This window comes from Collimonas fungivorans Ter331 (genome assembly GCF_000221045.1).
GTDB lineage: Bacteria > Pseudomonadota > Gammaproteobacteria > Burkholderiales > Burkholderiaceae_D > Collimonas > Collimonas fungivorans_A.
Genome location: NC_015856.1, coordinates 4,951,033 through 4,965,339, shown reverse-complemented (window position 1 = coordinate 4,965,339; position 14,307 = coordinate 4,951,033). Strand labels below are relative to the sequence as shown.

At 62.0% G+C, this 14,307-nt stretch carries 14 protein-coding genes; all 14 read left to right on the top strand.

Going from position 1 to position 14,307, the window contains the following annotated elements; translation table 11 throughout:
• Window positions 1-11: 11 nt before the first annotated feature.
• Window positions 12-866 carry a hypothetical protein gene (locus CFU_RS22160; RefSeq protein WP_148264910.1) on the top strand — a complete coding sequence of 285 codons (855 nt, stop codon included), beginning with the start codon at window positions 12-14 and terminating at the stop codon, window positions 864-866.
• A gap of 130 nt (window positions 867-996) precedes the next feature.
• Window positions 997-1,818: an alpha/beta hydrolase family protein gene (locus tag CFU_RS22155; protein WP_238531362.1), complete on the top strand. Its 822-nt coding sequence runs from the start codon at window positions 997-999 to the stop codon at window positions 1,816-1,818.
• Window positions 1,815-2,330, top strand: a complete 516-nt coding sequence (locus CFU_RS22150; RefSeq protein WP_014008231.1) for a DinB family protein — start codon at window positions 1,815-1,817, stop codon at window positions 2,328-2,330. The genes CFU_RS22155 and CFU_RS22150 overlap by 4 nt, the downstream gene beginning before the upstream one ends.
• Window positions 2,327-3,112, top strand: a complete 786-nt coding sequence (locus CFU_RS22145) for an enoyl-CoA hydratase/isomerase family protein (protein WP_014008230.1) — start codon at window positions 2,327-2,329, stop codon at window positions 3,110-3,112. Before CFU_RS22150 ends, CFU_RS22145 begins: the two co-directional genes overlap by 4 nt.
• 74 nt (window positions 3,113-3,186) lie before the next feature.
• Window positions 3,187-4,458, top strand: a complete 1,272-nt coding sequence (locus tag CFU_RS22140; RefSeq protein WP_014008229.1) for a cytochrome P450 — start codon at window positions 3,187-3,189, stop codon at window positions 4,456-4,458.
• Window positions 4,451-5,659: an 8-amino-7-oxononanoate synthase gene (bioF, locus tag CFU_RS22135; RefSeq protein ID WP_014008228.1), complete on the top strand. Its 1,209-nt coding sequence runs from the start codon at window positions 4,451-4,453 to the stop codon at window positions 5,657-5,659. The genes CFU_RS22140 and bioF overlap by 8 nt, the downstream gene beginning before the upstream one ends.
• 31 nt (window positions 5,660-5,690) lie before the next feature.
• Window positions 5,691-7,049 carry an adenosylmethionine--8-amino-7-oxononanoate transaminase gene (gene bioA, locus CFU_RS22130; protein ID WP_041743785.1) on the top strand — a complete coding sequence of 453 codons (1,359 nt, stop codon included), beginning with the start codon at window positions 5,691-5,693 and terminating at the stop codon, window positions 7,047-7,049.
• On the top strand, window positions 7,042-7,788 hold the full coding sequence (gene bioD / locus CFU_RS22125) for a dethiobiotin synthase (protein ID WP_014008226.1): 747 nt from the start codon (window positions 7,042-7,044) through the stop codon (window positions 7,786-7,788). Before bioA ends, bioD begins: the two co-directional genes overlap by 8 nt.
• A gap of 32 nt (window positions 7,789-7,820) precedes the next feature.
• Window positions 7,821-8,879, top strand: a complete 1,059-nt coding sequence (gene bioB, locus CFU_RS22120) for a biotin synthase BioB (protein WP_041742712.1) — start codon at window positions 7,821-7,823, stop codon at window positions 8,877-8,879.
• Between the two features lie 20 nt (window positions 8,880-8,899).
• A complete protein-coding gene (locus tag CFU_RS22115) occupies window positions 8,900-10,918 on the top strand; it encodes an acetyl/propionyl/methylcrotonyl-CoA carboxylase subunit alpha (RefSeq protein WP_041742710.1) in 2,019 nt (672 codons plus the stop codon).
• Window positions 10,919-11,053: 135 nt separating this feature from the next.
• Entirely contained in the window at window positions 11,054-11,995 is a 942-nt protein-coding gene (locus CFU_RS22110; RefSeq protein WP_014008223.1) for a 2-hydroxyacid dehydrogenase, read from the top strand.
• An 11-nt stretch (window positions 11,996-12,006) separates the two neighbouring features.
• Window positions 12,007-12,915 carry a hydroxymethylglutaryl-CoA lyase gene (locus CFU_RS22105; RefSeq protein ID WP_041742708.1) on the top strand — a complete coding sequence of 303 codons (909 nt, stop codon included), beginning with the start codon at window positions 12,007-12,009 and terminating at the stop codon, window positions 12,913-12,915.
• Window positions 12,916-12,953: 38 nt separating this feature from the next.
• Window positions 12,954-13,745: a basic amino acid ABC transporter substrate-binding protein gene (locus CFU_RS22100; RefSeq protein WP_014008221.1), complete on the top strand. Its 792-nt coding sequence runs from the start codon at window positions 12,954-12,956 to the stop codon at window positions 13,743-13,745.
• 60 nt (window positions 13,746-13,805) lie between these two features.
• A complete protein-coding gene (locus CFU_RS22095; RefSeq protein ID WP_014008220.1) occupies window positions 13,806-14,288 on the top strand; it encodes a YbaK/EbsC family protein in 483 nt (160 codons plus the stop codon).
• Window positions 14,289-14,307: the final 19 nt, after the last annotated feature.

The window sequence follows — 14,307 nt, the reverse complement described above, 5'->3', positions numbered from 1 at the left end:
AGAGAACAATAATGATCAAATCTTCTAAGACACGCTATCTCGCAGTAGCGCTGGCCTGCGTGTTTACTGGCATGTGCTGGCAAGGTGTTGCACAAGCCCGTAATACGAAAATGCTGTTGCCGGTCAGCGACGTCTTTGCACAGAAGGCGATGCAGCAGGCGCTCGGGGCCGACATGTCGATCGTCTTCGGATCAGCGGTGCCGGAAGGCGTCGCCTTGTTGTCGGAGGAAATTGTCGTCCGGGGAGAAGCCAGGCCCAATTACCGGGGGATATCGACCACCGATGAAACGGTTTGCCGGATGGCCGCGCAAAATGCCTTGCTCGACCTGACGCGGCAAGCGCGCAGCAGAGGTGCCAATGCGCTGGTCGGCGTCGTCAGCTTTTATGATCATCTTAATATCATGGACAGCCCTACCCAATACGAGTGCCATGCAGGCATGACACGGTCGGTGGTGGACTTCAAGGTAAAACTGGGCAAGATCGATCGCGTCGACGGCAATGTCGCGGTTGCCGTGCAGCGGCTGTTGCCTCCGGCCTCCGGTTTTGCCGATATCAGTGATGTCCGGCACGTGCCATTCCTGGACCAGCAAGGCCGGGAAGCCTACCAGTTATGGTTGACCAGGACCACACCCAGAGCCTTTGTAGTGGCGGAAGACGGCCATTGGGGGCAAGCCTGGGGTAGTCCGCCTGACCAGGCATTGCCAAAAGACCCTGCAGTGCGGGCATTGCAGAATTGCTATAACCGTGGCGCCAGGAATTGCCAGTTGTACGCAGTCGACGGCACCGTCGTGTACCAGGCCGGCGCTGTCGCCAACCCGGCGCAGCAATCGAACCGGCCTGCTACCCGAGTGCTGATCGGGGAATGAAACTCAGTATTGACTGAAAAATCTCATGGACAGATTTATATCGTCAGGTGGCAAGCGAACAGCGTCTCATATCCTGAGTTGCGCATGCCTGTGTTTATGCGTCTGGTTCAGCCAGGCCGTAGCGCAGCCTATGCCGTTGGCGACGGACATCGATGAAACGGTGACCAGACTGCCGGTAACGGTCAAGAACCTGTATGGACGGAGTTATACCGGCGAGGTGATCGTGACCCGGTTCAAACCCACGGGTCCAGGTCCGTTTCCTATTGTTATCATCAATCACGGCCGCGGCAGCGATCGCACCACGCCCGGACGTTTCCGCTACACCCAGCAGGCGCGCTTCTTCACCGAGCGCGGTTTTGCCGTGTTTGTGCCGACCCGGCTGGGTTACGGCGATACCGGCGTCGAGCCCGATCCAGAGGACAGCGGCGGCTGCCGTGACAAAGATTACGCACCGATGGCGGAGGCTGCCAGCAATGAAGTGCTGGCGGTGCTCGCGTATGCCAAGCAGCAACCTTACGTCAATCCCGAGCGGGTGCTGCTGGTCGGCCAGTCGGTGGGCGGTTACACCACTACCGCCACCGCCGCCAAGATGCCCCAGGGCCTGGTGGCGGCGATCAATTTTGCCGGCGGCTCCGGCGGCGATCCAGAGACGCATCCCGGCGTGCCTTGCCAGGGCGCCAAGCTGGAAAGCATGTATGCGCAATTCGGCAAGACCGCCAAGGTGCCGATGCTGTGGATATATACCGAAAACGACCTGTATTTCGGTCCGCAGTACAGCCAGGCCTGGTATGCGGCATTCAACAAGGCCGGCGGCCAGGCGGAATTCAAGCTGCTGCCGCCGTTCGCCAAGAATGGCCACATGCTGTTTGTATCCGGCCTGAACATCTGGCAGCCGCTGGTGGCTGAGTTCTTGGGACGGAACGGATTTCCTGCGGAGCCATTGACCAAATGATGCAACAATATTTTGTAACGCTGGCCCGCTATCATGTCTGGGCTACCGACCAATTGCTGGCCCATATCGAGGCCATCAGCGAGGCTGAATATCGTCAGGATCGCGGATTGTATTTTGGCTCCGTGCACGGCACGCTCAACCATATGCTGGTAGGCGAACGTCATTGGTACGCGCGTCTTGCCGACGGCGTCTCGTTGAAGATGGCGCTGGACATCGAACTGGAAAGCGGGCGCGATGCACTGGCTGCGGCTTTGCGGGAGGCGGTCGGTCGTTGGGAAAAATGGCTGACGGACCATCCGCCGCAAAATTTTGATCGCGACCTGCATTACAACAGAGCCTCCGGCGCACCGGCCGTGGCGCCATTTGCGCCAACTCTAGGGCATGTATTCAATCATGGGACTCACCACCGCGGTCAACTTACCGCGGCTTTGACCGGGATGGGGCGTGCTTGCCCGGAACTCGATCTCATTTACTGGACCGTCGCAATGCGGCAAGCGGAGATGAACAAGTGACTTATCAAACTTTGACAATACAGCATGCACCCCGGGTAGCGACCATCGTCCTCAACCGGCCCGACGTGCGCAATGCCTTCAACGAAACCATGATCGCCGAAATCACCCACGCGTTTGCCGAATTGGGCAGCAGCACCGAAGTGAGGGCGATCGTGCTGGCCGCCAATGGCGCGGCGTTCTGCGCCGGCGGCGATTTGAACTGGATGAAGGCGATGGCCGACTACACGCCGGAACAGAACCGCGCCGATGCCGCGCTGCTGGCGACCATGCTGCGCACCATTTACCAATGTCCCAAGCCGGTGATCGCCAAGGTGCAGGGCGACTGTTACGCCGGTGGACTGGGCCTGGTGGCTGCCTGCGATATCGTGGCGGCGGTGGATACGGCGCAGTTCTGCCTGTCGGAAGTAAAAATCGGGCTGATCCCGGCGACCATCTCGCCCTACGTCATCAAGGCGATCGGCGAGTCGGCCGCGCGCCGCTATTTCATTACCGCCGAACGGTTTTCTGCCGCAACCGGCCAGAAACTGGGCCTGGTGCATGAAGTGGCGGCAGCGGAGCAACTGGATGAAAGCGTGGCTGTGCTGCTCAAGGCCTTGCTGGCGGCCAGCCCTAACGCCGTCACCGAGGCCAAGCGCCTGGTGCGCGCGGTTGCGGGCCAGCCGCTGACGGCAGTACTGATCGCCGACACCGTGGAAGAAATCGCCAAAATCCGCGCTTCCGCCGAGGGGCGCGAGGGTGTGCGCGCCTTCCTGGAGAAGCGCAAACCGTCCTGGCTGCAGTGATTGCGGCGCGATCACATACAATCACGTCCTTGCTGAACGATTTTGCCAAAGTAAGCGCAGGAAAAAGATATTAAATGATTAACGAAGATTTTTTGAACAACCCGTACCCCGCCTACCACGCCCTGCGTGCCGCGGGCGCGCTGCACTGGAGCCCGGAGTTCTGCGGCGGCGCCTGGCTGCTGACCGGCCACGCCGATGTCGCCAGCGTGCTGCGCGATCCGCGTTTCTCGGTGCGCCGCGCCGGCGGCTGGGCCAACAGCAGCGGTCCGCAAGCATTGACCGAGCTGCGTGAGTTCAAGCGCATTTTTTCGCGTTCGCTGCTGTTCGTGGACGCGCCGCAGCATACGCGCCTGCGCCAAGTCATGAATGCAGGCTTCAAGCCGTCGGCATTGCAGGAGCTGGGACCGCAGATCCAGGAGATCGTCGACCGCCTGCTGGACCAGGTGCTGGCCAAGGCCGCCGAAGCCGCGCCTGGGCAATTTACCGAATTCGACTTTATGCGCGATTTCGCCCGTCCCCTGCCGGCGCTGGTGATTGCCGGCATGCTCGGCATCGCCGCCGCAGACCGCAGCGAATTCGTGGCCTGGTCCGACGACATCGCGGCGTTCATCGGCAGCCCGACGCCGACGCTGGAGATCGCCCGCGCGGCCCAGGTCAGCCTGGTCGCCATGAACGAATATTTCCGGCAATTGCTGCCGCAGCGCCGCGCGGCACTTGGCGACGACCTGATGAGCCAGCTGATACGCGCCGAAGCCAGCGGCGGCATCATCACCACCAAGGAACTGCTGGCGCAATGCTGCACGCTGCTGTTCGCCGGCCATGAAACCACGCGCAACCTGCTGGGCAACGGCATGCTGGCGCTGCTGCAGCATCCAGAACAATGGCAGGCCTTGCAGGACACGCCGGCGCTGCTGCCGTCGGCCCTGAAGGAATTGCTGCGTTTCGACAGCCCGGTGCAATACACCGGACGCCGCCTCAAGGTCGATGTCGAGATGCATGGCCAGCGGATGAAAAAAGGCGACCTGGTGATCCCGCTGATCGGCGCAGCCAACCGCGATCCGGCCAAATTCACCGATCCGGACCGGCTCGACATCCAGCGCAACCAGGGCGCCCATCTGTCCTTCGGGTACGGCCCGCATGTCTGCATCGGCGCTACGCTGACCTACCTGGAAGCGGAAATCGCCATGCGCAGCGTGATGCAGCGTTTGCCGCAGCTGCGGCTGGCCGGCGCCGCCCAGTCCTGGGGCGGCAATGCGGTGTACCGCAGCCTGAACCGGCTGCCGCTGCAATTCGCGCGGCCGGCGGCGGCTGCGCACTTAGAACCAGCGGAAGTGCTGTATGCCTGAACTGCTAACGGAAATCCGCGACCAGCTGGCAGCGCTGCAAGAGCAGAAGCTGTTGCGCAAGCGGCGTATCGTCGACGGGCCGCAAGGGCCGTTGCTGGACGTCGAGGGCCGGCAATACCTGGCTTTTTGCAGCAACGATTATCTCGGCCTCGCAAACCATCCGGCATTGCGCGCCGCGGCGCAGGCCGGGCTCGACCAATACGGCGTCGGCGCCAGCGCGTCGGCCCTGATCAGTGGCCACACCAGCGTGGTCGAAGAACTGGAACTGGCGCTGGCGGCATTCACCGGCCTGCCGCGCGCGCTGCATTTTTCGACCGGCTACATGGCCAACATGGGCACCATCCCGGCGCTGGTCGGCCCTGGAGATATCGTCTTCTCGGACCGGCTCAACCACGCTTGCCTGATAGACGGCGCGCGTTTGTCGGGCGCGCAGTTCCGCGTCTATCCGCATGCCGACGTGGCGCGGCTGGAGCAGTTGCTGGCCAAGAGCGAGCACCCGCGCAAGCTGGTCGTCACCGATGCGGTGTTCAGCATGGATGGCGATATCGCGCCCTTGCCGGAATTGCTGGCCCTGTGTGAAAAATACGATGCCTGGCTGCTGGTCGACGATGCCCACGGTTTTGGCGTGCTGGGTCCGCAAGGACGCGGCAGCCTGGCGCATTTCGGTTTGCAGTCGCAGCGCATCCTGTACATGGGAACCCTGGGCAAGGCCGCGGGCGTAGCCGGCGCTTTTGTCGCCGGTGATGCGCTGCTGATCGAATGGCTGCTGCAGTGCGCGCGCACCTATGTATTTACTACCGCCAGCCCGCCCATGCTGGCGAGCGCCTTGCTGGCGGCGGTCAGGCTGATGCAGGAAGAAGACTGGCGCCAGCAGCATCTGCGCACATTGATTGCCCGCTTGCGCAGCGGACTGGCCAGCTTGCCATGGCCTTTGCTGCCATCCGAGACGCCGGTGCAGGCGTTGATCGTCGAAGACAACCAGCTGGCGCTGGACCTGATGGCGGGCTTGCGCGAGCAGGGCATCTGGGTGCCGGCGATCCGGCCGCCGACCGTGCCGAAGGGCACGGCGCGCCTGCGCATATCGCTGTCGGCGGCGCACAGCATCGAACAAGTGGATCAATTGGTCAGCGCTCTGCATGCGCTGGCCGAAAATCATGCAGACGCGGATTCGCGACGCATAGCGAGGAGCATAGTTGAATAATGCAACAAATAAGATAGCAGGCAAGGCGGCAATATCTGCGGCACGGCCGGGCCTGGTCCAGCGCAGCCTGGACAGCGTCTGGCATCCGTGCACCCAGATGCAGCACCACGAATCGGTGCCGCTGATCGCGGTCAGCCGCGGCCGCGGCGCCTGGCTGTACGATACCGACGGCAAACGCTACCTGGACGGCATCAGTTCCTGGTGGGTCAACCTGTTCGGCCACGCCAACCCGCGCATCAATGCCGCACTGAAGGACCAGCTCGACCAATTGGAACATGCGATGCTGGCCGGTTTCACGCATGAACCGGTAGTGCAGCTGTCGGAACAGCTGGCGGCGCGCACCGGCAACGTGCTGGGCCACTGTTTCTACGCGTCGGACGGCGCCTCGGCGGTAGAGATCGCTCTGAAGATGAGTTTCCACGCCTGGCGCAATGCCGGCTATACCGACAAGCAGGAATTCGTTTGCCTGAAAGGCAGTTATCACGGCGAAACCATAGGCGCGCTGGCGGTTACCGACGTGCCTCTTTTCCGCGACGCTTATGGCCCCTTGCTGCGGCAGGCGCATGTGGTGGCATCGCCTGATGCACGCGGCGCGCGTGACGGCGAAAGCGCCGCCGACGTCGCCCTGCGTGCCGCCGCCACGCTGGAAAAACTGCTACAGCAGCGCTCCAGCCATATCGCCGCCATCATCATCGAACCGCTGGTGCAATGCGCCACCGGCATGGCGATGCACGATCCGGTTTACCTGCGTGAGCTGCGCGCATTGTGCGACCGTTACAAAGTCCATCTGATCTTTGACGAGATTGCCGTCGGCTGCGGCCGCACCGGCACTTTTTTTGCCTCCGAACAGGCTGCCGCTCCTGGACAGGAACCGGTCTGGCCGGATTTTCTGTGCCTGTCGAAAGGCATCAGCGGCGGTTACCTGCCGCTGTCGCTGGTGATGACGCGCGACGAGATTTACCGTGCCTTCTACGACAACGACCTGGCGCGCGGTTTCCTCCATTCGCATTCCTACACCGGCAATCCGCTGGCCTGCCGCGCTGCGCTGGCGACGCTGGCGATTTTCGAAGAAGACGATGTAATCAACGTCAACCGCGAGCGCGCCCAACGCATCACGGCAGCACTGGAACCGTTGGCGCAGCATCCGCAAGTGCGCCATTTTCGCCAGCGCGGCATGATCTGGGCTTTTGACGCGGTGATCGACAACAAGGCCCTGGCCGCGACTTTCTCGCGCCGCTTTTTCGCCAGCGCGGTAGAGCATGAATTGCTGCTGCGGCCGATAGGCAAGACGGTGTACCTGATGCCGCCGTATATCCTGGACGACCAGGAAATCGATCTGCTGGCAACCCGCACCGCCGCCGTTTTCGAAAGCGTGATCGGCCATGACTGACATGATCGCCAATACGCAAAAGGCCGCCTGGTTCATCGCCGGCACCGACACTGAAATCGGCAAGACGCTGATCGCCGGCGCTCTGCTGCATGGGCTGACAAAAACCGGCGTGCGCAGCGCCGGCATGAAACCGGTTGCCGCCGGCGCCGAACTGCGCAACGGCGCCTGGCACAACGACGATGCCGATGTCCTGGCGGCGGAAGCCAGCGTGACGCTGCCGCAGGAGATGACCACACCGTTCCTGCTGCGCCAGGCGACCGCGCCGCATATCGCCGCAGAGCAGGAACAGCGGAGCATAGAACTGGCGCATATCCTCTCCTGTTACCAGCAGATCGCAGCGCTGGCCGATGCGGTGGTGGTCGAAGGCGTCGGCGGCTTCCGGGTGCCGCTCAACGATACCCACGATACCGCCGACCTGGCGCAGCAGCTCGGCTTGCCGGTGGTGCTGGTGGTGGGTTTGCGGCTGGGCTGCATCAGCCACGCGCTATTGACGGCAGAGGCGATTGCCGCCCGCGGCTTGCGCCTGGCCGGCTGGGTCGCCAATACCGTCGACGCCGCCATGCTCAACGCCGACGCCAATATCGCGGCGCTCAAAAGCCGCATCGACGCACCATTTCTAGGCCATGTGCCGCGCATGGACGAGCTGCCGGCCAGGGCGCTGGTCGAGGCCGCGGCCAGCCATCTGGATTTTTCACGTTTGCCGGATTGGCCCAAGCCATCCGTCGCCAACCTTATTTAACCGTATTCCCTCAACACAAAGGAAGTCAGATCATGTCATCGCAACCAATTACATTCCAGCCAGCGAATTCAATCACACAGAAACCTATGGTCCTGCCAGCCGACGCCAAATGGCCGGTGCAAACCGTGCTGGACTTGTTCAATCTGCCGTTCAACGAACTGATGTTCAAGGCGCAGCAAATCCACCGCGAAAACTTCGACCCTAACGAAGTCGAACTGGCGACCCTGCTGTCGATCAAGACCGGCGGCTGCCCGGAAGATTGCGGCTACTGCCCGCAGGCAGCGCGCTACGACACCGGCGTCACCGCGCAAAAGATCCTGCCGCTGGACACCGTGCTGGAAGCCGCGCGGCAAGCCAAGGCGCACGGCGCGACCCGCTTCTGCATGGGCGCGGCATGGCGCGAGCCGAAAGACCGCGACCTGGAAAAGGTCGAAGAAATGGTGCGCGAAGTCAAGGCGCTCGGCCTGGAAACCTGCGCCACGCTGGGCATGCTGGGCGAAGGCCAGGCTGAACGCCTGAAGGGCGCCGGCCTCGACTACTACAATCACAATCTCGATACCGCGCCGGAAATCTACGGCGACATCATCACTACCCGCGATTACCAGAATCGCCTCGATACGCTCGACAGCGTGCGCGGCGCCGGCATCAAGGTCTGCTGCGGCGGCATCGTCGGCATGGGCGAATCGCGCCTGCAGCGCGCCGGCCTGGTGGCGCAGCTGGCGAACCTGGAGCCGTATCCGGAATCGGTGCCGGTGAATAACCTGGTGCAGGTCGAAGGCACGCCGCTGCACGGCATCGACCCGATCGACCTGTTCGAATTCGTGCGCACCGTGGCAGTGGCCCGCATCACCATGCCGAAGGCGCGCGTGCGTCTGTCCGCCGGCCGCCGGCAGATGGGCGAGGCGATCCAGTCGCTGTGTTTCCTGGCCGGCGCCAACTCGATTTTCTACGGCGACAAGCTGCTCACGACCGGCAATCCAGAAGTGGAAGAAGACCGCGCCTTGCTGGAAAAACTCGGCATGCACTCGCGTTCATCGGCATTCGATGCGCGTTGCGAAGTCACTGCCGACAACAACACCCAGCCACAATAAAACCAACAGGGGGAGACCGCATGTTTACCAAGATACTGATTGCCAATCGCGGCGAGATCGCCTGCCGCGTGGCAGCCACCGCGCGCCGCATGGGCATCAAGACCGTGGCCGTGTATTCGGATGCCGATGCCGGCGCCAAGCACGTCGCGGTATGCGACGAGGCGGTTCTGATCGGACCGGCCGCGGCCAAGGAAAGTTATCTGCGCGCCGACAAGATCATCGAGGTAGCCTTGGCTAGCGGCGCCCAGGCCATCCATCCGGGCTACGGTTTCCTGTCCGAGAATGCGCAGTTTGCCCAGGCTTGCGCCAAGGCCGGGCTGGTATTCATCGGCCCGCCGGCCAGCGCAATTTCGGCGATGGGTTCGAAGTCGGCCGCCAAGGAATTGATGGAAACAGCCCAGGTGCCGCTGGTGCCGGGTTATCACGGCGAAACCCAGGACGCCGATTTCCTGCAGCAGCAGGCCGACAAGATCACCTATCCGGTGTTGCTCAAAGCCAGCGCCGGCGGCGGCGGCAAGGGCATGCGCATCGTCGAGCAAAGCGCCGATTTCAAGGCTGCGCTGGCTTCCTGCAAACGCGAAGCCATCAACAGCTTCGGCGACGACAAGGTGTTGGTCGAGCGCTACCTGACCCGTCCGCGTCATATCGAGATCCAGGTGTTTGCCGATACCCAGGGCGATTGCGTCTACCTGTTCGAACGCGATTGCTCGGTGCAGCGGCGCCACCAGAAAGTGCTGGAGGAAGCGCCGGCGCCGGGCATGACGCCGGAACGCCGGCGCGCCATGGGTGAAGCTGCAGTAGCGGCCGCCAAGGCGGTAGGCTATGTCGGCGCCGGCACGGTGGAGTTCATCGCCAACCAGGACGGATCTTTCTATTTCATGGAAATGAACACCCGCCTGCAAGTGGAGCACCCGGTGACGGAAATGATTACCGGCCTCGACCTGGTCGAATGGCAGTTGCGGGTAGCGTCAGGCGAACCATTGCCGCTCAAGCAGGAGCAACTGCAACTTAGCGGCCATGCGCTGGAAGCGCGGATCTACGCCGAAAACCCGGACAAAGGTTTCCTGCCGTCGATAGGTACTCTGCGTCATCTGCACACGCCTGCGGCAACTGAATTCGAAGTCAGCAAATCCAGCGCGAGCATAGTGCGCATCGATTCCGGCGTGCGCCAGGGCGACGCCATTTCACCGTTCTACGACCCGATGATCGCCAAGCTGATCGTCTGGGGCCAGGACCGCCAGCAGGCATTGGCCGCGATGTCGGCTGCGCTGGCGCAATACCAGATCGTCGGCCTCGCCAGCAACGTCAAGTTCCTGCAGCGCCTGATTGCCGGCAAAGCCTTTTCGGAAGCAGACCTGGATACCGGCCTGATCGAACGGCATCACGATACCCTGTTCCCCGCCGCGGTCCCGGTGGCGATTGAGGTGCTGGCTCTGGCGGCGGCATCGCTGCTGCTGTCGGAGCGCAACGCCGCCAACAACGCCGACAGCGACCCATGGACCAGCACCGACGGCTGGCGCCTCAACGGCAGCCTGCAACGCCGGCTGGCGTTTGTCGACGACGGCCAAGCCAGTCCGCTCGACGTCACCTACGAAGCGGGGCGCTGGCTGCTGCGCCATGAACAGTTCGAGGCACAGACTTTCAGGCAGATGACCGTGTTGCAGCAAGACGGCAACGCCATCGAAATCAGCCTCGGCGACAGGACCGTAGCCGGCACCGTGGTGCGCGAAGGCGAACAGTTCCACGTGTTCTACGCCGGCAGCCACTACACGCTGGCTTACGTCGACCCGCTGTTGCATGCCGGCGACAGCGAAGCCGAAGGCGGCCGCCTGACAGCGCCGATGCCGGGCAAGATCGTCGCGCTGCTGGTAACGCAAGGCGAACAAGTTAAAAAAGGCGCACCATTGCTGATCATGGAAGCGATGAAAATGGAACACACAATCGCCGCCCCGACCGATGGCTTGGTAGAGGAATTGCTGTACGCAGTAGGCGACCAGGTAAGCGAATCCGCCCAGCTGCTGGTCTTCAAGGCAGCTTGACTAGTTAATTAGGGTCAGAGTTTTTTTACGACAGGTTCATCGTCGTAAATTACTCTGACCCTAATTAACGGCCCACGGAGTACAAACCGTCGCATTCGTTTTACGCAAGAACTAAGATAGTCTGAGGAACAAATAGTGAAACTCCTGTTCTACGTCCCCCCCGGCAGCGGCCTGGAAAGCTGGATGGCCGACTTCAGCACAGCCCTGCCCAAAGCCGATATCCGCTTCTGGCAAGAAGGCGACAACGCCCCAGCCGACTACGCCCTGGTATGGCGCCCGCCCGCAGCCATGCTGCGCGGCCGCAGCGACCTGAAAGCCATCTTCAACCTCGGCGCCGGCGTAGACGCCATCCTGCAGCTAGGCGACGCCATCCCCGCCAGCGTGCCGCTGATCCGCATCGACGACGGCGGCATGGCGATCCAGATGGCCGAATACGTAACGCATGCAGTCCTGGGCTATTTCCGCCGCTTCGACAAATACCGCGAGCAAGCCGCACGCGGCGAATGGAAGCAGCTGCCGGCCCCCGACAAACGCGATTTCAGCATCGGTATCCTCGGCCTCGGCGTGCTCGGTTCGCGCATCGCCGAATCGCTGGCGCATTTCGGCTTCCCGCTGAACGGCTGGAGCCGCAGCCCGAAAGATTTTCCAGGCGTGTCCTGCTACGCCGGCGACGAAGGGCTCGACACCTTCTTGCGCGCTTCGCGGGTGTTGGTATGCATCTTGCCCCTGACTGAATCCACGCGCGGCATAGTCAATCGCCAGAATCTGCAGAAACTGCAAAAGGGCGAGGACGGCGCATACCTGGTCAACGTCGCCCGTGGCGGCCACGTGGTCGAAGGCGACCTGCTGGCGGCGGTGCGGGAAGGGCAGATCGCGGGGGCGACGTTGGACGTGTTCGAACATGAACCGCTGGCGCCGGACCATCCGTTCTGGCAAGAACCGCGCATCAGCATCACGCCGCATGTCTCAGCATTGTCGCTGCACCAGGACACCATCCTGCAGATCCGCGACAAGATCCATGCGCTGGAACAGGGCGACAGCGTGAACGGCGTAGTCGACCGCAGCAAAGGTTATTGAGAGGTGATGACATGACATTCCCCAGCAAGGTAAAAATCGTTGAAGTCGGCCCGCGCGACGGCCTGCAAAACGAGAAAGAAACGATTCCGGCCGACGTCAAGATTGCGCTGGTCGACCAGCTCACCAAGGCCGGCTTCGTCAATATCGAGGCCGCTTCCTTCGTCTCGCCGAAATGGGTGCCGCAGATGGCGACATCGAGCGAAGTAATGGCCGCCATCCAGCGCAAGCCGGGCGTCGTCTATTCGGCCCTGGTGCCGAACATGAAAGGCCTGGAAGCCGCGCTTGCGGCCGGGGCCGACGAGATGGTGATCTTTGGCGCGGCGTCGGAAGCGTTTTCGCAAAAGAACATCAACTGCTCGATCGCCGAATCGATAGAACGCTTCCGCGAAGTCGCGCAAGTCGCCAAGCAGGAAGGCAAGCGACTGCGCGGCAGCATCAGCTGCGCCTTCGGTTGTCCGTACCAGGGCGAAGTCGGCATAGCTTCGGTGGTCGACGTGCTGCATCGCCTGCGCGACCTCGGCTGCGACGAAATCGATATCGCCGACACCATCGGCGTCGCCACCCCGAACAAGGTCCACGCCGTGATGCAAAGGCTGGTGCAGGAATTCCCGATCGAGCGCCTGTCCGGCCATTTCCACGACACCTACGGCCAGGCGCTGGCGAATATCTACGCCAGCCTGGAAGTCGGCATTTCGATCTATCACTCGTCGGTCGCCGGCCTGGGCGGCTGCCCGTACGCCAAGGGCGCGACCGGCAATGTGTCGTCGGAAGACGTGCTGTACCTGATGCAGGGTCTCGGCATCGAGACCGGCATCGATCTCGATGCAGTGGTCGACGCCGGCCAGTTCATTTCGGCGCACCTGGGCCGCAAGGCGGTCAGCCGGGCCGGTAATGCCATTGCGGCAAAACGCATCGCTTAAGAAATATCGTCAGCTCATCAACAGGAAATGGAAGTTATATGAAACGCACCGTAATCAAGACCGCCTCCCTGATGCTCGCCGTATTGGCCCTGAGCGGACTAAGCGCATGCGGCAAGCATGAAGACAAGCCGGCAGCCAACGCGGAGCTGAAAGAGTACGTGGTCGGCACCGGCGCTACCTACGCGCCTTTCGAATCCGAGAATGAGAACAAGGAGTTGGTAGGCTTCGATATCGATGTGATGAAAGCGATCGCGGCAAAAGAAGGCATGAAAGTCAAATTCGTCAATACCCCGTTCGACGGCATTTTCAGCGCGCTGGCGAATGGCGACCGCGACATCATCATGTCAGGCCTGACGATCACCGAGAAGCGCAAGCTGACCGTCGATTTTTCGGATCCGTATTTTGAAGCGGGCCAGGTCATCGTCGTGCCGCTCGATTCGAAAATCCAGAAGATTCCCGATCTCAAGCCGCTGACGGTCGGCGTCCTGCAAGGTTCGACCGGCGATGAAATCATGCAGAAACTGGCGGGCGACAACAATGCCAGCATCAAGCGCTTCGAATCCAGCCCGCTGGCCTTGAAAGAACTGGAAACCGGCGGCGTCAGCGCCGTCATCGCCGACAAGGGTGCGGTGGTGCATTACCTGGCCAATAACCAGGGCAAGGGCATCCGGATGGTGACTGACGATAATTTCCCGAAAGAGTTTTTTGGTATTGCGGTGAAGAAGGGCGACGCGGCGTTGCTGGGAAAAATCAACCAAGGCCTGGCTGCGATCAAGGCTGACGGCAGCTACGATAAACTCCATGCTCAATATTTCGACGCCGCCAAGTAAACTGCTTGCGGCTGTCGCATTTGAGTCTGAAAATTGTCAATGAAATGAAATGAAATTCGAATGAATACACTCCCCGACAGCGCCCAACGCGTGGCCGACCTGCTGGCGGCCATGGGACACGACAAGCAGGTCGTGATGCTGCCCGAAACCGGCAAGACTTCAGCCGAGGCGGCTGCGGGACTGGGCTGCAGCGTCGCCGAGATCGCCAAGTCGATCGTGTTCCGGCGTTTGCTCGATGATGCCGCCGTGATGGTGGTCGCCAGCGGCAGCAACCGCGTCGATGAAGCCAAGGTGGCGGCGCTGGTCGGTCCGCTTGGCAAGGCGGATGCACGCTTCGTCAAGGAGCGCATCGGCTACGCCATCGGCGGCGTTTGCCCTATCGGCCATGTCGGCAAGACGGTGATGCTGATCGATGAGGACTTGCTGGAATTGAACAGCGTCTGGGCGGCGGCGGGGCATCCGCATGCGGTATTCAACCTGACGCCGCAGCAGCTGGTGGCTATGACCGCGGCGCCGGTTGCCGATGTTGCGCTGAGGGCCTGATCGAATCAGATTGACCAGG